Source organism: Algoriphagus antarcticus, from assembly GCF_002150685.1.
Taxonomy (GTDB): Bacteria; Bacteroidota; Bacteroidia; order Cytophagales; family Cyclobacteriaceae; genus Algoriphagus; species Algoriphagus antarcticus.
In genome coordinates this window covers 151,220-177,129 of the sequence record NZ_MSSW01000002.1, presented here as the reverse complement: position 1 = coordinate 177,129, position 25,910 = coordinate 151,220, and the positions used below count along the sequence as shown (strand labels likewise).

Annotated in this window: 23 protein-coding genes and 1 pseudogene; 8 read left to right on the top strand and 16 right to left on the bottom strand. The window is 41.0% G+C overall.

The window, feature by feature from the left end; translation table 11 throughout:
- Positions 1 to 10: 10 nt before the first annotated feature.
- Positions 11 to 1,093 carry an alpha-amylase family protein gene (locus BVH04_RS01915; RefSeq protein ID WP_086539640.1) on the bottom strand — a complete coding sequence of 361 codons (1,083 nt, stop codon included), beginning with the start codon at positions 1,091 to 1,093 and terminating at the stop codon, positions 11 to 13.
- Between the two features lie 75 nt (positions 1,094 to 1,168).
- Between BVH04_RS01915 and BVH04_RS25020 the strand changes: the two genes are divergently transcribed.
- The 6 genes from BVH04_RS25020 to BVH04_RS01890 all read left to right on the top strand — a co-directional run bounded on the left by BVH04_RS25020 (position 1,169) and on the right by BVH04_RS01890 (position 4,497).
- Positions 1,169 to 1,369, top strand: coding sequence for a hypothetical protein (locus tag BVH04_RS25020; protein ID WP_140160502.1), 201 nt, complete (start codon positions 1,169 to 1,171; stop codon positions 1,367 to 1,369).
- Between the two features lie 239 nt (positions 1,370 to 1,608).
- The gene (locus BVH04_RS01910) at positions 1,609 to 1,845 is read left to right on the top strand and encodes a hypothetical protein (RefSeq protein WP_086539639.1); all 237 of its coding nucleotides are present in this window, start codon (positions 1,609 to 1,611) and stop codon (positions 1,843 to 1,845) included.
- A 42-nt stretch (positions 1,846 to 1,887) separates the two neighbouring features.
- Positions 1,888 to 2,127 (top strand): type II toxin-antitoxin system RelE/ParE family toxin, encoded by a 240-nt coding sequence (locus BVH04_RS26545; protein WP_086539638.1) that lies wholly within the window; start codon positions 1,888 to 1,890, stop codon positions 2,125 to 2,127.
- 153 nt (positions 2,128 to 2,280) lie between these two features.
- Entirely contained in the window at positions 2,281 to 3,582 is a 1,302-nt protein-coding gene (locus tag BVH04_RS01900) for an alpha/beta hydrolase family protein (RefSeq protein ID WP_086539637.1), read from the top strand.
- A 227-nt stretch (positions 3,583 to 3,809) separates the two neighbouring features.
- Positions 3,810 to 4,079: a hypothetical protein gene (locus BVH04_RS01895; RefSeq protein ID WP_086539636.1), complete on the top strand. Its 270-nt coding sequence runs from the start codon at positions 3,810 to 3,812 to the stop codon at positions 4,077 to 4,079.
- Positions 4,080 to 4,236: 157 nt separating this feature from the next.
- Positions 4,237 to 4,497 (top strand): type II toxin-antitoxin system ParD family antitoxin, encoded by a 261-nt coding sequence (locus tag BVH04_RS01890; RefSeq protein WP_086539635.1) that lies wholly within the window; start codon positions 4,237 to 4,239, stop codon positions 4,495 to 4,497.
- Between the two features lie 131 nt (positions 4,498 to 4,628).
- Here BVH04_RS01890 and BVH04_RS01885 read toward each other — a convergent pair whose 3' ends face one another.
- Both BVH04_RS01885 and BVH04_RS01880 read right to left on the bottom strand, forming a co-directional pair.
- Complete coding sequence (locus BVH04_RS01885) at positions 4,629 to 5,480, bottom strand: sugar phosphate isomerase/epimerase family protein (RefSeq protein ID WP_086539634.1); 852 nt, start codon at positions 5,478 to 5,480, stop codon at positions 4,629 to 4,631.
- Between the two features lie 128 nt (positions 5,481 to 5,608).
- Complete coding sequence (locus BVH04_RS01880; protein WP_086539633.1) at positions 5,609 to 6,631, bottom strand: ThuA domain-containing protein; 1,023 nt, start codon at positions 6,629 to 6,631, stop codon at positions 5,609 to 5,611.
- A gap of 190 nt (positions 6,632 to 6,821) precedes the next feature.
- Between BVH04_RS01880 and BVH04_RS01875 the strand changes: the two genes are divergently transcribed.
- A complete protein-coding gene (locus BVH04_RS01875) occupies positions 6,822 to 8,243 on the top strand; it encodes a Gfo/Idh/MocA family oxidoreductase (RefSeq protein ID WP_086539632.1) in 1,422 nt (473 codons plus the stop codon).
- Between the two features lie 226 nt (positions 8,244 to 8,469).
- On the opposite strand, the gene BVH04_RS01870 is transcribed toward BVH04_RS01875, so the two are convergent.
- The 12 genes and pseudogenes from BVH04_RS01870 to BVH04_RS01820 all read right to left on the bottom strand — a co-directional run bounded on the left by BVH04_RS01870 (position 8,470) and on the right by BVH04_RS01820 (position 24,410).
- On the bottom strand, positions 8,470 to 9,576 hold the full coding sequence (locus BVH04_RS01870; protein WP_086539631.1) for an acyltransferase family protein: 1,107 nt from the start codon (positions 9,574 to 9,576) through the stop codon (positions 8,470 to 8,472).
- Positions 9,577 to 9,678: 102 nt separating this feature from the next.
- A complete protein-coding gene (locus BVH04_RS01865; protein WP_086539630.1) occupies positions 9,679 to 10,386 on the bottom strand; it encodes a class I SAM-dependent methyltransferase in 708 nt (235 codons plus the stop codon).
- Positions 10,387 to 10,571: 185 nt separating this feature from the next.
- A pseudogene (locus BVH04_RS01860) lies at positions 10,572 to 10,871 on the bottom strand (VOC family protein); the annotation flags it as partial.
- Between the two features lie 15 nt (positions 10,872 to 10,886).
- Positions 10,887 to 11,069: a hypothetical protein gene (locus tag BVH04_RS26445; RefSeq protein ID WP_317045478.1), complete on the bottom strand. Its 183-nt coding sequence runs from the start codon at positions 11,067 to 11,069 to the stop codon at positions 10,887 to 10,889.
- A 13-nt stretch (positions 11,070 to 11,082) separates the two neighbouring features.
- On the bottom strand, positions 11,083 to 11,541 hold the full coding sequence (locus BVH04_RS01855) for a DinB family protein (RefSeq protein ID WP_086539629.1): 459 nt from the start codon (positions 11,539 to 11,541) through the stop codon (positions 11,083 to 11,085).
- 22 nt (positions 11,542 to 11,563) lie between these two features.
- Positions 11,564 to 11,866 carry a chaperone modulator CbpM gene (locus tag BVH04_RS01850; protein WP_086539628.1) on the bottom strand — a complete coding sequence of 101 codons (303 nt, stop codon included), beginning with the start codon at positions 11,864 to 11,866 and terminating at the stop codon, positions 11,564 to 11,566.
- Between the two features lies 1 nt (position 11,867).
- Positions 11,868 to 12,776, bottom strand: coding sequence for a DnaJ C-terminal domain-containing protein (locus tag BVH04_RS01845; RefSeq protein WP_086539627.1), 909 nt, complete (start codon positions 12,774 to 12,776; stop codon positions 11,868 to 11,870).
- Positions 12,777 to 12,884: 108 nt separating this feature from the next.
- Positions 12,885 to 14,762, bottom strand: a complete 1,878-nt coding sequence (locus BVH04_RS01840) for a DUF4153 domain-containing protein (RefSeq protein ID WP_086539626.1) — start codon at positions 14,760 to 14,762, stop codon at positions 12,885 to 12,887.
- A gap of 92 nt (positions 14,763 to 14,854) precedes the next feature.
- On the bottom strand, positions 14,855 to 17,143 hold the full coding sequence (gene tamL / locus BVH04_RS01835) for a translocation and assembly module lipoprotein TamL (protein ID WP_086539625.1): 2,289 nt from the start codon (positions 17,141 to 17,143) through the stop codon (positions 14,855 to 14,857).
- Positions 17,133 to 22,163, bottom strand: a complete 5,031-nt coding sequence (locus BVH04_RS01830) for a translocation/assembly module TamB (protein WP_086539624.1) — start codon at positions 22,161 to 22,163, stop codon at positions 17,133 to 17,135. Before BVH04_RS01830 ends, tamL begins: the two co-directional genes overlap by 11 nt.
- Positions 22,164 to 22,369: 206 nt before the next feature.
- Positions 22,370 to 23,737, bottom strand: a complete 1,368-nt coding sequence (locus tag BVH04_RS01825) for a purple acid phosphatase family protein (protein WP_086539623.1) — start codon at positions 23,735 to 23,737, stop codon at positions 22,370 to 22,372.
- A gap of 64 nt (positions 23,738 to 23,801) precedes the next feature.
- Complete coding sequence (locus BVH04_RS01820; RefSeq protein WP_086539622.1) at positions 23,802 to 24,410, bottom strand: hypothetical protein; 609 nt, start codon at positions 24,408 to 24,410, stop codon at positions 23,802 to 23,804.
- Positions 24,411 to 24,754: 344 nt separating this feature from the next.
- On the opposite strand from BVH04_RS01820, the gene BVH04_RS01815 reads away from it, so the two are divergent.
- The gene (locus BVH04_RS01815) at positions 24,755 to 25,300 is read left to right on the top strand and encodes a hypothetical protein (protein WP_086539621.1); all 546 of its coding nucleotides are present in this window, start codon (positions 24,755 to 24,757) and stop codon (positions 25,298 to 25,300) included.
- Between the two features lie 27 nt (positions 25,301 to 25,327).
- On the opposite strand, the gene BVH04_RS01810 is transcribed toward BVH04_RS01815, so the two are convergent.
- On the bottom strand, positions 25,328 to 25,891 hold the full coding sequence (locus BVH04_RS01810; protein ID WP_086539620.1) for a Crp/Fnr family transcriptional regulator: 564 nt from the start codon (positions 25,889 to 25,891) through the stop codon (positions 25,328 to 25,330).
- Between the last annotated feature and the right edge of the window lie 19 nt (positions 25,892 to 25,910).

Sequence of the window (25,910 nt, the reverse complement as noted above, 5' to 3'; positions counted from 1 at the left end):
AAAATAACTCCTACTTGGGTCTTTCTTTGGAATAAAGCTCCTTCATCACGCGGATTTTCTCGGGATCCTCGACTAATGACTGATCTGAAAACATCATGATTCCTGAGGCAGGAAACTTAGAACCTTCGATCATCACTTTTCGAAATTCTTCAGGACTGACGATCCCCGGTTTATTATGGGCTTGGACAATCGGCCAAATTTGCAACTTCCCGCCTTCCTCTACCTTGAGAGTCTGCCCAATCCAAGACACATACTCTCCTACCCAGCTCGTCGGCCTTCCTGTCATGTGATGGAAAAGCATGGGAGCCAGCACATCCACTCGCTCAGCTAAAGAAGTAAGGTCCAAGCCCAGAGTTCTGTATAAGGCAGAATCAAAATCAGAGGGATACCAGGCACAGTGAAACACCCCTAATTTTGCCGCAGGCTGTTGCGATTTGAGGATTTCCCCCATATCCTCTACCCAGCCGTTGAGTACCTCCACTCGCCATTTTCTCCACTGTGGATCGAGATTTTTCAAAATCCATTCTGCTCGTTGTGCAATAGTTTCAGCAGGAATCACCGTATCTATAGCTGCTTCGAAAGCTCCAGTACACCGATTACAAAAACAGGTCTCGGGTAAAAGCGGCTCAGGGGTTTCAAATTGGGCATGCCAATGCACGTAATCCAGAAAAACTCCATCCACCTCATAGTCGCGCAGGATCTCTTTTAATTGATCAGCCCGAAAGGCTTTGAATCCTGGATGAGTGGGGCAAATCCCCATAAACCAATCCGCAGGAGGTGATTTTAACCCTTTTTCATTGATTGGCCATGCATCGGGATGATCTATCAGGTATTCCTTTCCGTTTAGGGTGGCAAACTCCACAAACACCTTTACTCCTTGCTTTTTAGAATTGTCGTAAAACTCCCGGTTGAGCGAACCACTCCTGACAAAAACGGCATTCATTCCTAGGGAATCAAAAGAATACCCTGCTTTCAGTAGCGTTCCAGGATTGCCATATACACCTTTGATAAATTCTTCAGAAGCTTCTTGAGAAGGAGAAGATTTACAAGAAAAAAGGCTGAGAATTAAAAGATGCAAGAGGACATTTCGCATAGGGTCAGAGGATTTTGGGGATAAACGTTATCTAGCAAAAGAAGACAAACTTGATCCAAGATACTAAACCTCACTATGTTTAAAATTGCCCTTGGGATAGTTGGTCTGCGAAAGTTTTCGGGGCAAAGTGCTCTCCTATTCTATATCATCCATCTGGAATTATCTCCGATGAATATCGTGAATTCCAACCGGCGTCCTGCTTGGACTAAGCGTAGGCTACAACTGAATGTGAAATTGGTGTTTGACTACGGCTGCATAATTGACAGAAATATGTGAAAGGGGAATGATGGCTAGACTTGTAGACCAGCATGAGTGATGTGCCATCGATTCAGGGACATCCTCTTTCTTGGGCTGTACTCCTAAGACCGGAATATCTGAATCACCAAAATGGCCAGCGTAACCATAACTTGGCAAAGAAAACCTTCACTCTTATATTTTCAGCTAAGGCTCAATGTTAGACTGCCTTTAAAAATAAGGATAGATTTTTGTAAGTTTAATCATTTAAAAGAAGACAAATGACAGCAATAGAATTAAAGACTTATTTAGTAAACAGGATTCTGGAGATAAATGACGAGACTTTTTTGAAAGCTATCAAAACCATTCTCGACTCAAAGTCTCAATCTGAGAAGTTGATCCTCACTCCAGAACAACGGTTTGAAATAGCTGAGTCAAAAAAACAGATTGAGCAAGGATTATTTCTCAACCAAGAAGAAATGGATCATGAGTTTGATAAATGGCAAAGCGAAAAGTAATCTGGTCCCACAAGGCTAAAATCAAACTTTTTAGTATTCTGGATTTTTACAAAGCCAGAAACAAGAGCTCTAGCTATTCAAAAAAAACTTTATTCCAAATTCAAACATCAACTTTCTCTAGTAGATCAACATCCTGAGATGGGAATTAAAACGGATTTTGAAGAAATCAGGGGACTAATAGTCGGAAATTTTATTCTCTTATACGAAATTAAAAGCAGCAATATCATTGTTCATTCTATTTGGGATTCAAGACAAGATCCGGAGAATTTAAAAATTAAGTAATCCTCCATCCCTCTTTCTTCACCCTCAAAGACCAGAATCAATTAATGATAATAAGAGTGGTCTATCCTGCACAACATTCTAGTATATTCAATCTAAAAAGCTTTGACAGGGAGGATTTACTACATTGAACCATCAAAATTAACAAACCCCAACATGATCAAAAAATACTCATTCGCATTCACCTTTACAGCTGTTCTTTTTTTAAGCTCCTTCACCCACAGCTTTGGACAAACAAACACAAAACCCTTTGTATATGGAGATCTTTTGCCGGATGCACCAGAATTGGCAGCACGAGGCGAGTATGCTGTTGGTGTTCAAACATTAGATTTAATCCATGCCAATCAGCTTGACATCCTGAACTATGGTAAAGGCACTGACTCACTTTACAATAGACCGCTGAAGATCGAAGTGTGGTACCCGGCAGAAGCTGGATCTAATGAATTGATTTCTTATGATGAAGTAATGGGACAAAATGGTTCTCCAACCAGGCCAATTATTCCCTTTACTTTTCTGGGAAGAGCCACTCGAAATGCAAAACCTGCCTACGCCGAAGATTCTTATCCTTTGGTAATTGTATCTCACGGATACACAGGTTCAAGGTATTTGATGACTTATCTGACAGAGAACCTTGCCTCAAAAGGCTATGTGGTAGTGGCGATAGATCACACAGATGCAACTTTTAGAGATGCTGCCGGCTTCCAAAGCACCTTACTCAACCGATCACTGGATGATCTTTTCGTCCTCAATGAAATAGCAAGACTTGGCAATCAAAAGGACTCTTTCCTAAACGACTTAGTAAACTCTGACAACACCGCATTGATTGGTTACTCAATGGGAGGCTATGGTGCGGTCAATGTAGCAGGCGCAGGATACAGCCCTCAAGCTGCTCAACTCTTTGGTGGTATGACCGGTGGGAGCAAAGCTTTATTAAAACGAAGCATGGGAAACCCCGAATTTGAAGCATCCATCGATCCTAGAATCAAGGTGATTGTAGCTTTTGCTCCTTGGGGAATGCAGCGTGGCGTTTGGGACGCAGAAGGCTTGGCTGGAATAAAAATTCCTTCCCTTTTTGTGGCAGGAAGCAAGGATGATATCTCTGGATATGAAGACGGCACCAAGGCAATCTATGAAGGGGCCGTCAATTCTGATCGATACCTGCTTACCTATATCGATGCCAGACATAACACAGCGCCAAACCCTGCGCCAGCAGAATCTCTAGACTCAGCTAGACATATTGACGAGTATTTGAGATATGCAGATTCTGTATGGGATATGCGTAGAATCAATAATATCAACCAACATTTTGTCACTGCCTTTCTAGGCTTTTACCTCAAGGATAATGGAGCTTACAAAGCTTATTTGGATGTCAATGCAAATTCAGATAAGAAGGAATGGCCTGGTTTTAAGCCTCGGACTACCGTTGGATTGGAGATGGATCATGAATCGGCTAATTAATCAAGGGCAGTATTTGACGCCAAATAAATACATTTTCGATATTGCCTTTGACATTAGAAGGAATGTATGCTAGAGTAGAGAAGTTTTAAACTCTAATTCATTGACGATTATGGGAGATATTGAAATGAATGCTTAATTCGCTGAATATCCTTCAGCAGATTAAGAGAGTACTAAAATAGACACCGAACTTTCTTGAAAATATTGACAGCCTGTTGTAAGTCACTTTAATGAATTTAAGCGACCTCTTAGATAAAGTAAATTCAAAAGAGACATTCTTTGAATTGGTCGCTGCTCTCAAAAAAGATAAAATAGACGAAGATGAAAAGGAGAATATCAATCGATCTTCAAAATTTTCATTTGGCGCAAATGGTTGCGAAAATGGGAATATCTCCATGTTTCTCGATGCAATTCATTTATTTGGAAATGACAACGAAGAAATAAGTCTTAGCTGGTATAGTTATGCTCTTTTACTCTACTCAGGTATATTCTACAAATGAAAAATACTTTCTCCCTTTCACCCAACCGAGGACTAGTTATCTTTATATCCAACGCAGAAAATAATTAACCTCTTTCTGAATCTTAATTAATTTGAACTCATACATTTTTTGTTATTCATACCAATACTTGGTATTTTCATGGTAATTATAAACAATCATGGCAAAAAACACATCAATTTTACTGGGAGATTATTTCGACACGTTCATTACTGAGCAGGTTAATTCGGGTAGGTTTTCCTCCGCTAGTGAGGTAGTACGTGCTGCCTTAAGAGTATTTGAGCATGAGGAAACCAAAAAGTCCGTACTAATATCTGCACTTAAAAAGGGAGAAGAATCAGGATTTGTGGAAGACTTCGATCGTACTGACTTCTTGCACAAACTTCATTCTGAATATCCTGAAAAATCAATTACAGGATAAGTAAGGAACCTGCCTCGGACTTAGAAAATTCACACGGAAATCACTATCAAAAAATGGTCTGTGACAAAGACCATGGTCAAACTTCAATTTAACTGATCTTCCAGCTTTGATCCTTACTTCCCAACTCCTCCCTACAACCCGTACTTCTTACCCATTTCTCGTATCAACTCATATCCATTCTCCGCCATATCCCAAGGCTCGGAGAAATTTCTCCACACACCGATGGAATTGGCAAAGGCTGGATCATTTCTGGTAAAGCCCTCGATAGTCAGCCAACCCTTATAATTCACCTCAGCTAGGGATTTAAATATCTCGTCAAAATTCACATGGCCAGAGCCTGGAGTTCCGCGGTCATTTTCTGAAATATGAAAATGACCTAATTGAGGAGCAATAAACTTAATCGCATCACCCAACTTTTTCTCTTCAATATTCGCATGATGGGTGTCAAACATCGCCTGCACGTTTGGATGATCTACTTTCTTCAGCAAGTAAGAAAGCTGTTCCATGGTATTGCAGAGGTAGCATTCAAATCTATTCAGTGCCTCTGGAGTCAATAGTATACCAGCTTGCTGGGCATAATCACCCATTGCATGCAGGTAGTCTGCAGACCAGTTGTATTCCTCTTCTATCGGCTCGCGCGAAGCAAACACAGTAAATCCAGAATGGTATGGTCCGCAAAGTACCTGGGCATTCAGATCAGCAGCACGGTCGATCACCCATTTGAGTTGCTCGCTTGCCGCCGCCCGGACTTTAGCATCCTGAGAAATAGGATTTTGATCCGGCCCCATTACGGTTACAGCAGTCACTTCCAAGCCAATGTCAGCACAATGCTTGCCTACCAGTTTAAAGGATTCTTCCGGAGAACCTCCGATAAAAAACTCTGCTCCATCATACCCGATTTTCTTCAAGCGATCGAGAACAGGCAAAAGCTCTTCTGACATCTCTGCCGACCAAGCCAGCACATTAAATCCTATTTTGTTCATATATTATTCACTCTAAATATTCACCTATATCATTCAGAACTTCATTATTCATAATTGGACATTCATCATTCGTCATTAAAAATATCGAAGTACGAATGATGAATTTTGAATAATAAAGTCACTATCTATTACTTAAAATCACCAACCTTCATTCCTTTCCTAAAGCTATCAAAGCCAAACATAGTAGGCTCATAGTTCCCAACAATCTCCACAGAAAGATCTGGTGTAATCGTCTCAGGCATATCCAATAGCCAAAAGGAAGCATTCACGATCAAGCGGCGCATATCTTCCACTTGGAAGTCAATCGAAGAACCCAGCGTACTTCCCAGCACCTTGCCTGTTTTTCCTCCGTCTAGCGAGTAATCCTTCGTCCAAGCAATGGGCATAATAGATTTATCCCACATCAATGGAGCTTCTGGAGTCATTCCCGCGGTGGATTGTCCGAATAAAAGCACATTGGCTGCCACCGGCAAATTCTTAATCGAATAAACGTCCGTAGGAGCCCAGATGTCATCCACGCCACGCAAAATAGGGTGATCTGCATCGCGATCTACTCCATCTATCAGCGCTCGTGTTCCTTCGGATTTGTGAATACCGTGATGAGCTACCCATGTTTCACCTACGATCTGCTGACCAAATCCGCCTTCCCAACCAGGGACTTTGCTATTCCAAGTCCACTTGGAATATGGGGATTCTTTGTCTTTAATAGCAAAAGGGTGCGTTGAAGTACGTAGTGCGATCAAAGGTTTACCTGATTTGAAGTAGTCTTCCAAATGTTTCATCTGATCCAGAGGCAAATCCCTAAAACGGATCAGCATAATCACCAAATCGGCATTTGCCAAGTGCTCCAACCCCGGAATATTAGTTTGATAGCTTGGGACAATATCTCCTGTTTCTGGCTCGATAGGGAACAGTACAGTTGTATTAAAACCATAATGCGTTGACAGTATTTTCGCCATCATGGGCATGGATTCCTCAGATCTGTACTCGTCGTCTCCTGAGATCAGCACTATATTTTTGCCTTTGCCTGGCCCCTCTTTACCCTCAAACTGTAAGAAGGTTTTGCCGTTTTGGGCGGTAACACAGGAAATTGAAAGAACTGCTATCAAAACAAATAAGAAGGCAGACTTTGTAAAGGATGGACTATTCATGGTTTTTAGAGGAATGAATTCGGAAAATAGTAAAACTTTTAAGGGTTTTCATCCTGTGAGCAAATTTCTCTTTCGGTATCGATTCCGTTAATTCTTTCACCTTTCAACAGAAAAATGAAAAGACTAGCGGTAAAAAATCCCTACTTTCTCATTCAAAATACAATTTGTACTCCCCAAATACCCTATAAATATGAAAAAGGACAGAAGAAACTTCCTTAAAACTGGCTCACTAGCGGCATTCGGGCTGAGTGGAATTACAATCATCCCTTCGACAGTGCTTGGCAAATCTCTGGGACATATTGCTCCAAGTGATAAAGTAAATCTTGCTTGCTGTGGGGTCGGAAACAGAGGTGCTCAGATCATCAACGATCTTTACAAAACAGGCCTGTGTAATATCGTGGCACTTTGCGATGTGGATATGGGAGCTCCGCACACTACAGAGATCATGAACAAGTTTCCAAACGCAAAGCGATTTCAGGACTTTAGAAAGATGTTTGATGAGTTTGGAAATGGATTCGAAGCCATAACGGTAGGAACTCCTGATTTTTCACACTTTCCCATCACCATGCTAGCCATGTCTGAAGGCAAGCATGTCTATACAGAAAAGCCAATGGCTCGTACTTTCAACGAGGTTACACTCATGATGGACAGTGCCAAAAGACATAGAGTAGTCACTCAAATGGGTAATCAAGGACACTCTGAAGCCAACTATTTCCAGTTCAAAGCATGGAAAGAAGCTGGCATCATCAAGGATGTGACCGCAGTAACAGCCCACATGAACAGCCCAAGAAGATGGCATGGCTGGGATGTAAATATGCAAAGCTTCCCAAAAGCAGAAGCTATTCCGTCCACACTTGACTGGGATACTTGGCTGATGGCTAGATTTCCCCATGATTACAATAAGGACTTTATCAATGGTCAGTGGAGATGCTGGTATGACTTCGGTATGGGCGCTTTAGGAGACTGGGGAGCACATACAATGGATACGGTACACGAATTTCTCGACCTTGGTTTACCATACGAAGTTGACCCAGTGATGCTCAAAGGCCACAATCCATTCTTCTTCCCTATGTCGTCCACTCTTGCTTTCAAGTTTCCAGAGCGGGGTGATATGCCTGCTTTGACTATGACTTGGTACGATGGAGTAGATAATGTCCCGCCAGTACCTAAAGATTATGGCGTATCAGAATTAAATTCGGAAATCCCTGCAGCCAGTACAGGACAGATTCAGCCTGCGAAATTAAACCCGGGAAAAATCATTTATGGCAAAGACCTCACTTTCAAAGGTGGATCTCATGGCAGCACACTTTCGATTATTGGTGAGGAAAAAGCCAAAGACATGGCAAGCAAACTTCCAGATGTTCCAGAAAGCCCATCAAATCACTTTGCCAATTTCCTAAAAGCTTGTAAAGGCGAAGAAGAAACCCGTTCGCGCTTTGAAATCGCAGGGCCTCTTAGTCAGGTGTTCTGCTTGGGAGTATTAGCTCAACAATTGAACACTACCTTGAAATTTGACAGAGAAACTCAACGTATCACGAATAACCCACTTGCAAATCAATTGCTAGGAGGCGAAGTACCGAGAAGAGGTTGGGAAGAGTATTATACACTTTAGGAGAATTATTAGTTTAACGCCAAAAGCTGGAATGAGAGATCGTTTCAGCTTTTTTTCTTTTTTAACCACTATCTACCCAAAGAAAGCAAAGTGCAAAGTTGCTTTCTCCTTGATCATTGATACTTTTTTAAGCCACAAAGTTTGCGAAGAAAGGCTCAAAGTTCGCAGTGGAATTTTCCTTTGAAATTGAGTTTGAAAATTGAACATTGATAGTTTTTCAACCACTTTATATCTTAAAGAAGATCTTCTTTTTATACAGGAAATAGCACAAATACCACATGGCTCCCAAAGTCAGGAATGCAGTAATAATGACGACTGCGGACTCTCCAATTCCTAAAGGAAATAATATTCCGCTGCTAAAAATCTCTATAAATCCGAATAGCCAGCTATGGCCTAAAATCTCAGCAAAGAGGTAAATGAAAATGGAGTTCATGCCCACCACAACAAAAGGGAAAACCCAGTTGTTTTTCTCTTTTACATCGACCAGCCAATAGCAAAATGCTAATGCCAGAATTGCCCAGCCGCCAGAAGCAAATGCAAAGGATGTGGTGCTGATTCGTTTGACAATAGGGGTGATCCCTGCAAAATCAAGCCCATAGCCAATTGCCAACGCAGCTAAACCTGCTAGTACCAAGATCTTGATTTTCTCTTTTTCAGACTTTGATGATAAAAGCAAATTCCCACAGATAGCTCCCCAGATCGTATGCGCAGCGGTTGGGATACAGTTGATAGCTACCCAGCCGCCACCGTTGATTTTTCCCATCAGGATCTGGTCTATGTAATTCCCGAAGTTGGTTCCATGTAGAAAGGGAGCTTCAGGATTATAGAGTCTGTACATGATCTCTGTCAATACCAGCAAACCAAGAGACACGCCTAATTGAACTTTCCAGGATCTGTCCAGTAGGAAGTAGGTCACCAAAATGGTGAAGGATAATTGAGTTAAGACATTCCAAAGTTCAAACACCAATTCCCCTGCATATACACAATGAAGGCCAGTACCGAAAAGGAAAAGGAGTAAACATCTCTTTAAAATATGTCGAGTCACTTTTCCCCGATCACCCACTACAGCCATTCTTTTATTTAATGAAAAAGGCATGGCTACACCAACTATAAACATGAAAAATGGCTGGATCAAATCCCAGAATCGGAGTCCATTCCAAGGATGATGGGTGAATTGCAGGAAGAAATTATGGAAGAGAGTTCCTTCAGGGTTTGCGTCAAGTAGCGTATGGTAAACCGATGCTGCTTCAGCTACCAACAAGAACATCGTCAATCCACGAAATACATCTAAGGAAACCAAACGCTTGCGATCGGAAAGGTGCTGGTTAGTCATGGGTTAAGTCTAAAAATTATGGCTTTGTCTAAAATAAGATTTTAGATTCTATTTTACCTAGAGATCTCTCTCATAATGATAATTGCTTGCTGAGGATAAATGTTATTTTATTCCTCCAAAAGCTCCAAAGCACATGTTTTTGTGGAGGATTTCTACTTTGCTAAAACCTACTTTTTTCATCAGATCCAGCTGATAATTCATAGATCTCGGTGAATCCTCTTTAGCTACATAAGCGAGTACTTTTTCACGGTATTCTTTTCCGCCTACACTTTCCAGATAATCTCCATAGCGCTCCCAGGTGTATTCATTGAGCAAGTCTGTGTCTTGGGTGATCAGATCTGAGATCATCAAACAGCCTCCAGGTTTGAGGAGTGAGAATAGTTTGGTAAAAGTCCTTTCCCAATCGTCATCTTCACGTAAATGATGCAACACTGCTCCAGCCATAATAATGTCGAAGCTCGCTTCTGGAAGCATGATGTCTCTAATATCACCCAGGAAAATGGATACGTCTGCGCTGGTTTCTGCAGAAACTCGTTCCAAGGCTTTTTCCAGCATTTTGCCACTGAGATCTACTAGCGTAAATGAAAGATCTGGGATTTTACTGAGCATTTTTAATGAATAATTACCGGCTCCACAGCCTACATCAAGCACAGTTGTAGCATTAGGGACAATTCGCTTTGCAGCTTCAGTGATAAGTTCCAGGGAGATAGTAGCATCAATTGTGGCGACTTGTCCTGTGTCAAGGTTTGAGAAACGTTCTACATCGTTATCGAATCGGTCGCGGATTTCGTCTGTACTGGACTTATTCATTGTATGGATAGTGTAAAAGTCTTTTGGTATAAATGTGTATTTGCACGAATGAACATGCACTAGGGATCTTACATGTTTGCTTAAGAATATCCCCCTTGTCCCCTTTAAGAAAGAGAGATTGCCGAATTTGAAGTTCTATCATTGATTCCAAGATCGTACTTTTAAATAAGCTGGAAATCAAATTTCTATAAGTGTTGATCGAATAAAATCATATTTCCGTCGGGATCTGTGACCATAAAACTGGCAGGGCCTGAGGTAGTTTCATCTGCAGGATTCATTATTTCAATTTGACTCGACTTGAGTTTTTGCTGAATTTCTCGCACGTCATTATATTCCTTTATTGCTTGTGCATTCTCATCCCAGCCTGGATTGAATGTAAGAATATTGCCTTCGAACATTCCTTTAAAAAGCCCGATCAAAGTGCCTTCATTTTTCATAATCAGGTAATTACTTTCCGCAGACCCACCAAACTGAGTGAAGCCAAGCTTCTCATAAAATTGTTATGAAGCTTCAAGGTCTTTGACACTAAGGCTGATAGAAAAGGCTCCTAATTTCATATCTGAGTTATTATTTGTTTGACTCTGAGTTGACTTCTTTTGATCCGCATAGAATATTGAATTGAAGAACAGACCCAGGCTGAAAGCTCCAGTCATTGCGGTTGCCAGAATTAAGAATCTATTCATGATTCAGTAAGTTTTAGGATAGAAATTTCAAAATAGAAATCATCGCGCCTAAGTGTAAGGCTTCGTGATAATTATTGAAGGTAACAGCATCTGCAGCACTAGCAAGGTGAAAGCCTTTGGAAGAGGTGTATTCGTTATACTCTTTGAATTTTCCAGTTTCAAAATCAGCAATGGTTTGATCAATAGGAGAGATCAAAAGTTCTTTGAACATCTCAACAGTTTCTTTTGGCTCATCGACTTCTGGTTTTGTGCCAGGTTTATATTTCTGAAACAGCTCGTCGGAAATATTCATAGGAAGCCCAGAAAGTCCATAGACAAGTCGCTGCTGAACGACGATCACGTGCCCAATATTCCAGATCAAATTGTTGTTGAATCCTAAAGGGATCTTATTCAGATGCTCCAATGAATTGTGCTGGAGAAATTTATAGTAAATGGAACGGTTATTTTTCCAGATGTGGAAGTTAGTAGTCATAGTTTGTTTTAGGGTAGTTTGTTTATTGATTTTCGAGTTCGTATCGTATCAGTCTATTTTTGGTATCAGCCAGCTCACTCCTTAAGTTATTTATTTTGCGGAGCAAATTGAATATCACATCTATGCCTTCTGGATTGACTTCAAGGTCTTGATGGATTCGGATCATTTTTTCCAAATCAGCTACTTTTTCCTCAGGAATAAATCGTGTCTGCTCTATGGTATGAATCTCGATCAAACCCAAGCTGTAAAGTGAGTCCACAAATGAAACTTCGATCTCATAATGCGTACAGAGCGTTTCTATAAGTATCAATTCTTGCTGTGCCATCTTATCTTAGTTTTTGGAGTTCTTCAAATAACTTTTTCTCTTCTGCCGTCAGATTCGTAGGGTTTTTGATTGAATAGGTCAGGATCAAATCCCCGAATTCGCCTTCTTTTTTATAGACTGGAAACCCCTTCCCTTTGAGTCTCACCTTGGTTCCATTTTGCGTTTCCGGAGCAACTTTCAGTTTGACTTTTCCACCAAATGTATCTGCCAAAAGCTCTCCGCCCAGCATAGACGTATAAAGATCCAGATCCTCTGAGGAATAGAGATTGTCTCCTTCGCGCTGGAATTTCGTGTCGTTTTTGATTGCAAACTTGATGTATAAGTCGCCATTTGGCCCACCATTGATTCCTGGGGCTCCTTTTCCTTTGATTTTGATGGTCTGACCATCGGCTATGCCAGCTGCGATCGTAAGGCGGATATTCTCTCCGTTTACCGTGAGAACTTGCTTGCGGGTTTGGTATGCGTCGTGGATAGAAAGCTGAAGTTCTGCATTAAAGTCCTGTCCTTTGAATTTGGTGCTTCTGCCACCTTGCCTGAAGCCACCTCCAGATCCGCCAAACATGGATTCAAAGAAATCGGAATAGTCTGCTCCACCATAACCTTCGCCACCAAAACCAGCTCCTGGATTCCCCTGGCCACGTTGCCGTCTTCCGCCACTTGCTCCAGCCTGCTCAAACTGATCTGCATGCTTCCAGTCTTTGCCGTACTTGTCGTATTTCTTGCGCTTTTCAGGATCACTGAGAACTTCATTTGCTTCATTTACTTCCTTGAACTTGTGCTCCGCAGTTTTATCATCTGGATTGACGTCAGGATGGTACTTTCGGGCTTGTTTTCGGTATGCTTTTTTGATATCTGCCTCGCTAGCATTTTTGGCTATGCCTAGGACACTGTAGTAATCTATAAATGCCATAATTTGACTGGAATTTACTAAAGGGTAGAAAAATAGTCTTAGAAATCCTTGCTGGAATTTCTCTTCATCAATATACTGAGAATGAATTTAGGATAGAAAATCAGCAGGTTATTCCTCCTGAATTTCATTGACCAACAATAATCCTTCTAGGCTTTGAAGCGTTAGTTTGCCTTCTGAATTTCTTATCGTCATTGATTTTAACAGCAATTTTATTTCTAGCTTTTCATTTTTTCTGGAAATGACTAACTCCTCTGAATTTACCTCGTGATAACCGCCATCGTATAAGTTTAAGAGGTCTTTCAAGTCGTTTGAAAGATCGAAAGTCATCTGTCCATCAGCCCATTTTAAGATTAAATTCGTTTGGCCGTCCTTGTCCACTTCCAGGTTATACTTCCTTTCAGTGAGGGATTCCTTGTCCTGATTCCATGCCCCTATATTTATGTGTAGGAGATAGTCGTATTCAGAGATTTGAACTTCGAAGTCCTCGTATGTAACTAGGTTCAGTTCTTTAAATGAATCTGATTCATTCAGCATTTGATAGTAAGGGACATACGTCAGTCCCATGGATTCTATCAGAAATTTACTTGGGTTTATAGCTACTGGACTTTTAGTGGTATTCTCCATCAAGCTATATAAATCCTGCTCAAACCATGGATATATGTTTTCCATTCCATGATAATCCTCCAGATATTGAAGGATGGAATTTACTTCATTCAACTTCTCTGTTTGGAGTGATTTTGTTCGCAATTCACCCAATGGCTTGAGGCTGCCCTTCTCTCCAAGTACCCAATTGACTTCATTTTGAATTTTGTCATTTACCAAAATCTTATTTTCTGTCAATATGCCAGCAAGACGGTTTCGCTGATTTCTTTCACTCAGGCTAAACATCCCCCATGGGCCAAAAGATGATAAGATCATGAACAAGGCAAGAGATGCTGGAATTGTCTTGATATTCTTTTTCCCAAACGAATAATAAATACAGATAAAGGTCAGCCAAATCCCCATCAAGGTGATAATATAGCGGTTCACAGTAAGACCATAATCCTGGATACGAATACCTATGGCAAAGAAAAGCAGGGTGACTAATGGGATGAGAAGGAGGTAATAGGCTCCATGAAATTTTTTAATCCAGCCGCTTTCTTTCCATTGCTGATAGGGATAAAGGAGCAGGTTGGTGAAAATCCCCAGTACCGATATGGCTACAATCATATAAGTCACAATTCCTTTCGGCCAGTCTCCGGTAATGATGATTTTTGCTCCATAGAAATATAGAATGCAGAGATAAATAAGTAGGAGTGGTATTAAGATGAATTGTGTGAAAATCTTCAGGCCTTTAGGGTAATCTTCCAGAGTGACTTTGTTTTCAAAGAACTTTGGGATACCAGCTAAGAAAAACCAAGTATTGAAAACGCCGAAAGTAATGGCAAATATTTGAGCATAAGTCTCTCCTTGAATATTGACCTCGAAAAGTGTATTGATGGCTAAAAGTGCTAGGTCGATTCCTATAACAATCACCAAAGAATAGTAGATTCCAGTGATCAGTCGGATGAATAAAATCTTATTGTAGTTCCAGAATCCTTCCTGATTATCACTTCCAAAATAGGGGAGAAAGGCGACCATCAAGTGAATCGCCAGATTGTAAATGGCATACCGTATGTATGGAACTCTGTTATTCGTCAAAGTATCCTCCGAAGGGAAACTAAAATAGATTAAACCCAAAAATAGCAAACCAATTACCCAGGCAAGTTGCCTTTGCATAGTGGTGAACTTCTTTCTTTCCGCAAGGACGTCAATGCAAAAATAAAGTGGAATTCCTAGAGCAAAAGTAAGTAGGAGATTGAGGAACCACAGATCGTCTATGGGTTCAGTTTCAATAATGTAGATGCTTAATCCTGCCGCTAGAACTCCAAAAAGTAAACTAAAGGGGAAGCGTATTGCGGTACTTGTTCCGTCTTTCTGGAGCTTTGCAATTGAAGGGAATTTCATAGAAATCTTTTAAGTCAAAAAATTGCTTATCCCCTAAGATAATAGACATTTTCATTAGAAGCTGAATTGGTTTTTACCGTTAGGTTCTATGCTTAAAAAGGATAGCCAATAGCAAAGTTGAAAATCAAATTTTCACGTCTCCAGGTTTTGCTGCCTATATTAAAATTATTGCTCCAGCGCTCTCCTTCCGGGAGGTATGGATAGCGAAGTGGGGTGGCAAAATCAAAGCGTATCACAAAGAATTGTATATCAATTCTCAATCCTACGCCTGCTCCGACGGCGAGTTCCTTGTACCAGTTTTTAGTGAATTTGCCTCCAGGCAGTGCTTCGTTTTCATTTCGTAGCCAGATATTTCCAGCGTCCATAAATGCCGCGCCTTTCAAGTAAGAAACGATCGGGAACCGGTATTCAATATTCCCCTCAAATCTTATATCACCGGATTGGTCGAAAAATGAGCTATTGTCATCAGTTTTTGGTCGGTAAGTTCCAGGCCCTATAGATCGGATTCTGAAAGCCCTTATACTATTTGGTCCACCGGAAAAATATTGCTTCACATAAGGCAGAGAGACTGAGTTGCCAAATGGAAGTCCAGCTCCCAGAAAAAGTCTGGTTGCAATAGTATGCTTTTCATTCGGGCGGAAATAATATCGAAAATCAAGATCAGCTTTTGTGTACTGTGCATATGCTAATCCCAGGAATTTTCCGTTCTCAGTACCTGCGATAGAATTGATCAGGTTTAATGCGTTTCCTGCCAAGTCAATAGTCACGCCCGTGAAAATCGCATGCTTTCTATATTTGTCCTGCAGCTTATTGTATTGGAATGTGTAGTTGATTCCAGCAATAAAGTTTTGTTCAAAACTTCTTCTCAAAAATGGGTTTGCATCCAGAATCGCCTCAAATTCAGGTGAGGTTCTAGTGAGATTCACCAAATTTACACTTATAGGATTAATTTCATGGTAGACGAAAGGATTGGGATTCCAGAAATATCCGTAGTTCGTCGAGAATGAATTTAAGCGATATAGGCCTCCTCTGCTGAGGTATTCAACACCTATTCCCATTTTGGTTTTCGGTACGGCATAACTGAATTTTTCACGGATAGGAACGAAGAAAATAACTCTTGGGAAAATCAGATCAGCATTGACTCCTACTTCAAATGATTTCAGATTAGACCTGTCGCCGCCCGCTACCTGAAATTCGTAAGCGAATTTAGTAGATAGATTAAATGTCTCTCCACCGTTAAAAATATTACGATTTCTATAAGTAAGATTTAAAGTTGGCCCTGCAAAATTGTTTGATTTGGATACACCCAAAAGCTCTGCTCTCACGGATCTTTTCGTCATCGGCGAGAGGTAAATATTTGCCTGAAGATGACCTAGTGAGTCATCGGTGCTTAGCTCTTCATAGCGTAGATTTACAAACTTATAAGTACCGATAGAACTTAATCTATTACTTGTAAGCTTGGACATCTTGGGGCTATAGAGTTCCTCTTTTTGTATCAGAATATAATCTTCCAAAAGGGAAGGTCTGAACACCAAGTTCCCTTGGATGAAATTCTTTTCTGCTACTACAGTTGTATCTAGTTTCTCTCCACTTTCATCGATTGAATAGTTGGGAAAGACATTTATTTCATCTATTTGGTAGGGGATAATTCCTCTTTCGGGAGTATTTTGCTTTAATCTCAGGTATAGATTGAATTTCCGTAAAGTGTCAGAAATATTAGTGTCTGCCTCAAAAATCAGAAAATCATCATTGAAATTATAATATCCTTGCTCCTTCAAAGCAGAGTCAATTCTAGCCCGCTCCCGATTCAGAGTGTTGAGATCAAAGCGACTGTCTTCTACTATGAATGTTTCATCTAGCAATGAAGTTATTTCATGCTCAATCTGCAGGGAATCCCGATCTAACTGAAACTTTGAAAGGGTATAAGGTTCACCGAATTCTGCCACGTAATTGACCTTTGCTACCTTGTTTTTAAGGATGATATCTGAGCTGGAAGTACTATAGAAAAAACCTCTGTTATCCAGCCTGTTTAGAATCAGTTCTTCAGTTCTGGCTGGGTCAACTTGACTGAAATACACTGGTTCCTCACCTAGCTTTTTATTCAAAAATCTGTTGATGAATCCCGGCTTTTCTTGCGTTCCTTTATAGTGCGCCCAAAGCCCCACATACATTCCCAGTATTTTGCTATTTGGCTCAGGTTTTAGCAGGCTTTCCAGTTCAGCTTGGATCTCATCTATATCGCTGATTTTTGCCTCAGTTTTGAGTTTAAGATCGGCACCAGTGTAAAGAAACTCATCTTTAGGAATGTACTTCTTTACATTACAAGCCATAGCAAGTAGCAAAATGGCGCTGATCAAGGATATATGGCGTTTAATTTTCATTTCCCTCTGATTTTTTATTGGCCTTTGCTTTTTTCCTTTCTTCTTTTTCTACTTGTTTTTGCTCCTTTTTGTCCTTGTCATTTTCTTTTTCCAGCTCTTCAATTGGATTTGTTTTTACCTCTCCATCTTTCACTTCTTCAGGTTTCCAGAGGTTTCGGAATTGATTGAACTCTCGGTTGAATACTAATCCAGCGCCAGTCACTACCAACTGTCCATCAATAATACTCTCAAATTGGTTTTTTCTAAAGGCGCGGATTCTCCATCTACCGTCTTCGGAAAGCATGTATTCGAAGCTGATATTTGCCAAAATTGAACTTGCTGTATTCTGTTGACTTGCTGGAGTACCTTCTAAATCAACCTGACTTCCGACTTGTACGACCAAGCGGTCATTGAAAAGACTTTGCTGAGCATTGATGTTTAACTCAGTTCTATTCTGAGCTCCTCCATCTTGATAGCTGTCCACATCAAAGCCGACGGACAAACCGCTATCTCCAAACAGTTTGCTTGATAATGCATTCATCTGATCAGAAAGTAATTGGCTGACGCTGTTTCTAGCGATGGCTTCAGCTCCTCCGTTTGACCCGTCACTCCCTGTAGAAGGAAAGAATCTATTCAGCACCAGTAAGGAGAAGACCTGCTTATTGAGCTCATCTTGTTGCTCATTGATCTGCAGCACCCTGGAATAAACGTTTCCGCCAAAAGCTCCTCGCGCACCCTCTGGCATATCTAAAGTGAAGGAGATTTCTGGTTTTAAAAGCTCACCACCCACATTCAGATAAACAAGAAAGTCCAACTTTTGATTGTATTGGGATTGTGAAGCACTACTACTGCCAGATATCTGCGAGGCCATAAGTGCGGATGGGGAAGTCTCTATTTTGTAGATAGCCTGAAGATCCAATGTAGCATCCATTGGATCTCCGTTCCAGGTTATTCTTCCGCCATTGGCGATCTCAAATCTTCTGCTAACCAAGCCGTATAGCGACATTTCATAATGTCCGTCATTTACTTCATATGTTCCGCTAAGAGTGATCCGGCCATTAGGATCTATATCCAAAGAAAGATTCGCTGCACCGGAAATTGCAAGGTTGTCACCTGAAGCCTCATCTATTACAATAGTGAAAACAGCTTCGGGTTCTACGGTTAAAATAGCAGAAATGTCATATCCGGAAAATACGTCTGTAGTCTCTTCCATCTGACGAGTCAGAATGGCGTCAGGATTTTCCTTATTGACAAAGAGTACCACACCCTGTCGCTCGACAAGATCAGCCTGGGACTCAGGAATAATAATGGTCAGATCAGTATTGTCTTGTACATGAAGCTTTGCATTTACGATAGGAAGTGTGAGATCTCCCTGAATGGACACATCTGCATCTATAGTGCCTTTTCCGTAGAAAAGATCAGTGTCTTTGTTAGTAGAATTGATGACCATAAAGTTCTTTGCAGTCAGATTCAGGTCAAAGGATGGGTTTAAATAACTTTCTGTCAGAACGCTGCCATCAACTACGAATGTATTTCCGTCCATATCCCTCACGGTAAATTGATTGAGATAAAGGCCCTCATTGTCTACAGAGATTTTTTCATCAGAAAGCAAATACTTTGTGCTTAGTTGCGTTGGGACAAAGGATGCTTCATTAAATTGAAAATCACCATTATACTGTGGATCGGTGGTCGTCCCGGATGCATTTACAGTACCCGTAAGATACCCGGCGGCATCACGGATCTGGTCTCCTGAAAGTTCAGCCAATTTCTGTATTTCCACTCTGTTCAATTCAAGCTTGATATCAAATTCACCACCTTCCTCATTGGCGGCAAAATTGCCGTTCAGATCCAAATCAACGCCATCGTCTTTCAAGGAGAGAGCTAGAACGTAGTCACCTAGATTCTTGGCCGAAGCATCCAAACTCAGATTACCCAAAGGAACGGCAAACACTTTCAAACTGTCAATCTTCAATTCTCCCATCACCCCTGTAGCGCCAAATGGATTCTCCATCACAAGTCTTCCGTCCATTTTTCCGCCTGCAACGAGTTCTTGTGGATTCAGAAGACTGGTAAGAGTTGAAAGTCTAAAGTCATCAAAGACAACCGCGATATTTTCGTCTGTAAAGCCCTCCACATTGTTTTCCCAGGTTATTTCCTGATTTCCATTTGTGAATTTGAAATCCTTGAATTCCAGACTTTCCCCAGAATATTTCACCAAATTTTTCTCGGGAATGTTCCATTGCTCACCTTTCAATATCAAATCAATCGAAGATACATGATAGCTGAGGGTGTCTCCATCCAATCCTATATCTGAAGAAACGTGATACTTTCTTTCTTCGCCTTCATAAGAATGAAAATCAAAATAAAGCCTTGAGTCGGCAAGCTGACCGGTAACAAAGGTTTGATCCATGGTGACGGGTCCGGAATTCAGATTTGCAAATCCAAAATACATTCGCAACACATTTTCATTTGAGCGAATTCTAATTCCTAAACTATCCACTTCTGTTCCTGCATAATTCACAAATGGGAAATCGATAGTTGCTGTCAAGGAATCAATTTCCTGAAAATAGTCGACTTGAATCCTTGCGCTGTCAAATTGCTCCAAACTCTGAAGAAGAACCTCGCTCAGGAGCGGGTCTTCTGAAATTACCATATCCAGATTCATGATTACATCACTTTGGGAGTTTGCATGTAATGAATCAGCTTTATCCAAATAGTGCCTGAAATGCCCCTGTAAGGATGATGTCAGCTCAGAAGGATTAGTGTTAGTTCGCAAATAACCATTCAGGATTTTGCTCGCAATGTCCACACTTGAAGAATCTTCGCGTATTTTGGCATTTATATCAAGAATGCCAAACGGATAGGATTTCTGCTCATATACGATGATTCCATCGGTGATCTTTGTAGTCAGATCAAATGCTGCTGCATTTCCTTCGAAATTAGCATTTAGCATCATCCGAGCTCGGGTAGGTTTGGCAGTAAAGCCTAAAGCATAAAAATCCGCTCCTTGCAGATCCAAAGTCAAATCAACTTTTGAATTCAAGGAATCGAGATCAAGCTTGGTCAATAAATCAAAATTAAGGAACTCTTCATCAATCCACATTCGCACATCGCCAGCTCCATTTTCCAGTTTGCCTTCTAGTTCCAATCCTGAATAATCATGGCCATACAAGCCCAGCTGAGTGAAAGATGAAGTTAGACTCGCATTCAGATCATTTAGACTGCTACCTTCTCCGATTGCTTTTAGGGTGACAGATACCGTGTCTAAATTCTCGTTTTGAAGGATTTTTCCGAGCTGTAGCATGGAGACAGCTAGTTCTGTGTCGAATGAGATTGCATCACTGTTTTTGTAACTTCCATTGAGGGCAATATTCCCAAAATCAGTATCCAGTTGTAAGTCTGCGACTGCATCATCGATCTTGCCTTTGGCACTTGCGGTCAGATCAAAATTCTCAGGAAGTTTTATACCAAGAGCGGATTCGTCCACGAATTTGATGAGTGTCTTCCTGGTGGTATGAGCTTTAATATCCGGGAAATCAAAAGTCAGCAATTCCACGTCGGTTGGGTTGCCAACTGTTCCTTGGGTTGTCAGTTTTGTATCGCTCCATCTCAGATTAAGCGATGAAATGTCAATCGCAGACAGATTTCCTTTTGCTTTGGCAGTCAAGAGAATTGGCGACTTTGCTATCTCTTGGATTAAAGTGTCCCGAGCCAATTCGGGAGCAAAGAAATAACTGTCGCGTACATCTGCCCTCAACTCGTCTATAGTCAGGATTGCGCTGGCATTTTCAGGCTGATCAAAAAGACTTTGAATCGACTGATAATTCAAGGTTAGGTTTCCATCCAGCTTGCTGCGGTTGGTTTGAAGGAGTAAGTCCTCAATTTCTATCTCCTCATTTCCCAAACTGATTGCTGTGCTGAACTCGCGAAGCTCAAAGCCGCTTCCTTCTGTAAATTCCAGTTTGTTCAGTTCAAGTCCTACTTTTTCATCTCGTATAAATGCGTTTTCCAAATCAAGATTAAGTGCTGTGATTTGAATTGCTTCTGGATTGAAATAACCTTTTTTGATTGAAATATCTGCTGATTTATATTCGATGTTTGTGGAATCAATAGAGATATCGTTGGCTTCTACGATCCAATCTGGCCACTCGAAGGGCGCTGAAGAAGTACTGTTTATTGTGTCAACTGATGAAGTCAGTGAGAAATCGTGGAATAGAATGCTGGAATTTTCCAGCGCAAGTGTAGTGAGTTTGACGGTTTGGGTTTTGAGATTTGCTTCTGGCAATTCTACGAGTAAATGACCAATCTCAACCTGAGCTTCCTGACTATCCGGAGAGCTTATATAATCCGCGGTTACATTGCTCAAGGTCAACTCATCCAGATTGACGATGGGCATCAAGGGTTCCTCTTCCGGCTCTTCGGAAGGAGGAAATGGTTTAGTCTGATGATACTTGATTTTGGTGTTTTGTAGTGCTATTTGTTTAATGTCAAACTCATATTTTTCTAAGTCCAATCCAGGAATAGTGACTTCCAATTCTCCCAGAAGGAGTGAAGCATCGATTCCCATCACTTCATCCAAATAGGTGATGTCAAAATCCCTTATCGAAATCGGAGAAAGCTTAATTTTCGGTGGATCAGAAGCAGTGGTATCAGTGGCTACAGTTTGCGTAGAATCCGCAGGTTGGGAAGCAAAAGCCTCAATCAAAAAATCAAAGTTAAATTTCTCCGTTTCTGCACTTCGACTCACTCTCGCTACCAGTCCTTCCCAATCTAACTTGGTGACATTGATGTTGCCCGTACTTAGGAGCGGGGCAAAAGCTACTCCAGCTTCCAGGTTCTTAGAATAGATTAAGGTGTCACCTTTGGTGTCCTCCAGATATAAACCTTCGAGATAAATATTTCCCGAGAAAGTAATGAAAAGACGCTCTATGCGTACTTCAGTACCCGTTTTGTCAGAAACGTAGCTCGTAGCTTTATCCACAACAATGCCCTGACCCCATGGGCTTCTGATAAAGAGAATCAGAGCAATTGCTAGGACCAAAATAACGCCCAGAATAATGCCTAAAATCTTGAGAAATTTGATAAGAAAAGTTTTAATCGATTTGACCTTTTAGCTGTGGAATGTAAATGTATTCTTCTCTAACCTTCAAAACTGTCAAGAAATAAGCCAGAATAGGGTAAGTATACCTTAATTTCACAAACCTACTAAGCATACAATTGTTCCTCAAAAAGCTGATCAGTTCTTGATCAATTACCTTTCTTGTAGGTTCTCATATATTCAGCCATTTCCTCGGGAGTCATTTTTTCGGCTGTTCCAGGAGTCAGTTCAATAGCCTCTTGTATAGCTTTATCCGCTCTATCGATGAATTGCTTCGGCTTGCCATCAGTCTTGATGAGTTCAAAAGCATCATACAATTCTCCCGTGGCTGTATAAGCTCCGTAGCTAAGACGATTGCCTTCGAGGCTGATCAGCTGGTAGAGTTGTGTATTGGAGGCAGCGCGATCCATCCATTTTTCAAAGGTGAGGTTATACATCTTCGGCCCGCTGACAGATACTACATACACTGGGCCTTGAGCGGATGGATCCTGATTCGCTACGCCAGAAGGTAAGTTTCTTCCGCGGCCATACGAATGGTCATGTCCCTGGAGCACAAGATCAACTTTGTATTTGTCAAATATTGGCTTGAAAGCTTCACGAAATTCCTTGTTATCTCTGCCAGTTCCCGTAGAATATATAGGGTGGTGAAAGGAAATAATTGTCCATTTTTGAGTGTTCTCCTCCAGCACTTTTACCAACCAAACTTTTTGAAGTTCCATAGATCTTTCATCCAAAACGATCTCTTGGGAGTTAAGGGAAATCATTCTCAAATCAGAATAGTCAGTATAATAAACTGTCTCTTCAAATCCTTCAGGGCCATTTTCAGGTAAAGTGAATTGCTTTTTCCAGTGATAATCAAGTACCAAAGTCCCATCTTCTTCACGGTCATATTCATGGTTGCCCGGGGTGGCTATACTCGGGATCATGGCATTGATAAATGAGCCGGCATGATTCCACTCACCCCACTCAGAATCAGATTGGGTACTGTTGATCAAATCACCAGCATGAAGCATAAAAGCAGCTTTTGGCAAATTGGAGTAAGCTTGTCGAACAATTCTGGACCATTGCGATTTCAGGTTGTTTTGCGCGTCTCCAAAATACACGAAAGAAAACGGAGTGCCTTTTTCAGGAGCTGTGGTGAATTGTAGCCATTCGCTCCACGTCCCTTCGTTTCCCACACGATAAGCATAAGTAGTAGCTGGCTTTAGGCTTCGGAAAGTTACCGAATGATAGTTTGCCTGCACGCTGTCCACATCTAGAGATTCAGTTTTTGCATCGAAAGTTTCCACGCTGTCTAAATAAATCGGAGTATTTGGAGCTAGGATAAATTGCGCTTTGGAATCCGTCACATCGGCTGAAGTTCTCCAAGTCACAGATTGCGTAGTCATGGGATCATCCGACCAAGTCAGTATAATACGATCTGGGAAGGCTGATGGGAGAAAATCTTGAGCGGAAAGATTAATGGAAAGTGCTAAAAAAAACAGAGTAGCAAAAGTGATCTTTGTGACAGCGTTCATAAAATGGGAGCTTCGTTAAAGTGTAAAGTAGGATTTAAATGCTTTGTTATCTTTAAATGTACTGTTAAGGAATTTTTAAATCAACATCACTCATCAACTTCCGATCTACTCGAAAACTCAATCCCGACAACACCAATCCTAACAAAACAATCAAACACGCCACCATCCAATTCCAATAGGAAGCCTGAATAGCAGAGAGCTGAAGCCCTAAGCCAGCAAGCCACACCAAATGCCCATTTCTGGTTCGGATGAATCTGCTTTTGATGTCAAATCGACTTTTTCCTTCATCGATCAACGGTCTGAAAAAGTCTCTGTACTGCCAAAGTAATATCACATCAAGTAGTAATAGAAAAGCTAAAACAAATGGAGTTCCTCTCCAATCCAATGAAATAGTCACCATCAGAATATTACCTATCATAGGGATCATCATAATGCTTCCGAGCAATTTGTAGCGAGTGGTGACCAGCATATAGCCAATGCAGATTTGACTGAGCGCAATGAATTTGCCATAAAGCCCTAAACCATAAGGTTCCAGTTCTTCGATAAGCCAAACAGGGCCGATCCATCCAAAAAACTGATGCTCATGAAAAAGCTTTGCCATTCCAGCTCCCCAAAAGGTGAAGCCGAGAAAAATGGAAATACCCATTAGCATCAGTTCAGGGATTCTTTTCATGCGATTTATCTCAGAAGAGTAATAGTGTTAGTTATCAATAATAATTTTTATGACTGTTCGTAATGTTGCACGTATGGTCTTGAAATCAATGGTTGAGGTTCAATTTCGGCTAATCCCCCTCCCGATAGCCTTCGGGACTAAGGGGGCTTGGGGGGTTTTTTCATGTGAAAACCGTAATTAAATTGGGTACGTGTAAGATCGCGGTTACACACATTAATTTTCATCATGCTAAGTCTTGGTTCCACAAATTGAACCTATCTGGGTTAAAGTACTGGATGTAGAACAATTTAGACATTTACCTATTCGCAATTTTCCTTATTTTGGCTACCTAAACCTTTTTTACAATGGCACAAGCAAGTGAACTAGCTCCAGGGAGCAAATTAGTACATCCAAAGTTTGGGACAGGAATGATCCTTTCGTTGGACGACACCTATTACAAAATCTATTTTTATACAACCGAAGAAGTCAAGACGCTCGCAAGGGATTACGAGGGATTTACCGTGGAGGAAGCCAAAGTGCCCGACTTCCCTATGCTTACCATGAAGGACGTGGAGAAAGCAATTCGAGAAGCACTAATCCAGACTTCCGAGCGGGCACCAATTGTGCCTTTAGGAGGAAAATGGATGGGCGGTAATGTGGTTTTTGAACCCAACGATGCCTCTCTGCAACCTAAGGAAATCCCCATGTCAGCTTTCTTCCATAAAATAGTGATGGTGCGCGAAAAGCTCCGCGTGCTAGAACAAAACATCAATAATCATCCAAAGCTAGATGACGAAGATCGAGTTCATCTTCAGCAATACATCACCAGAGCTTATGGCTCATTGACTACGTTCAATGTGCTATTCGCTTATAAGGAAGATCAGTTTAGAGGAAGTGGAGGGAAGGAATAGTTGAGTAAATTCCGAAGGATTGATTCATCAAATCTTTGCCCTGATTCTACTGAGGGTTTCGATAGTCATATCGAGAAAAGAAGCGATCTGACCGACAGAAGCCCTTTGAATCACCTTTGGCCGGTATTGCATCAGTTCGAGGTATCTTTCCCTAGCAGTTTTGAATTTGGTGAAGATCTGTTGCTCCTCAAGTACAATATAATACTGCTCCAAAATCATTCGATAGGCTCGCTCCAGTTCGGGGAAGTCTATAAAACATACTTGTAGATCCTCGTATGAAATTTTGAAAACCTTGCTTTTCTCCATCGTTTCGATGTTTTCATAAGATGGTTTTCTGGTGATAAAGGAATGCATAGCGGTGACAAATTCCTCATCGAGTGTAAAAGAAACGGTGATATCCCGGTTTTCGCGGATGTAATAGCTTCTGGCTGATCCTTGCGAAACGAAATAGAGATACTTACTTACCTGCCCCTCTTTTTCTAGCAAGAAGCCCTTTTCTACTTCAAATTCTTCTAAGTGACTGGCGAACGCAACTTTTGCTCGTTCACTTATGGTGGGGAATTTGCTGAATAGGCTTGAGAAATTTTCCATTTGTTCGTTTCTAAAAAGT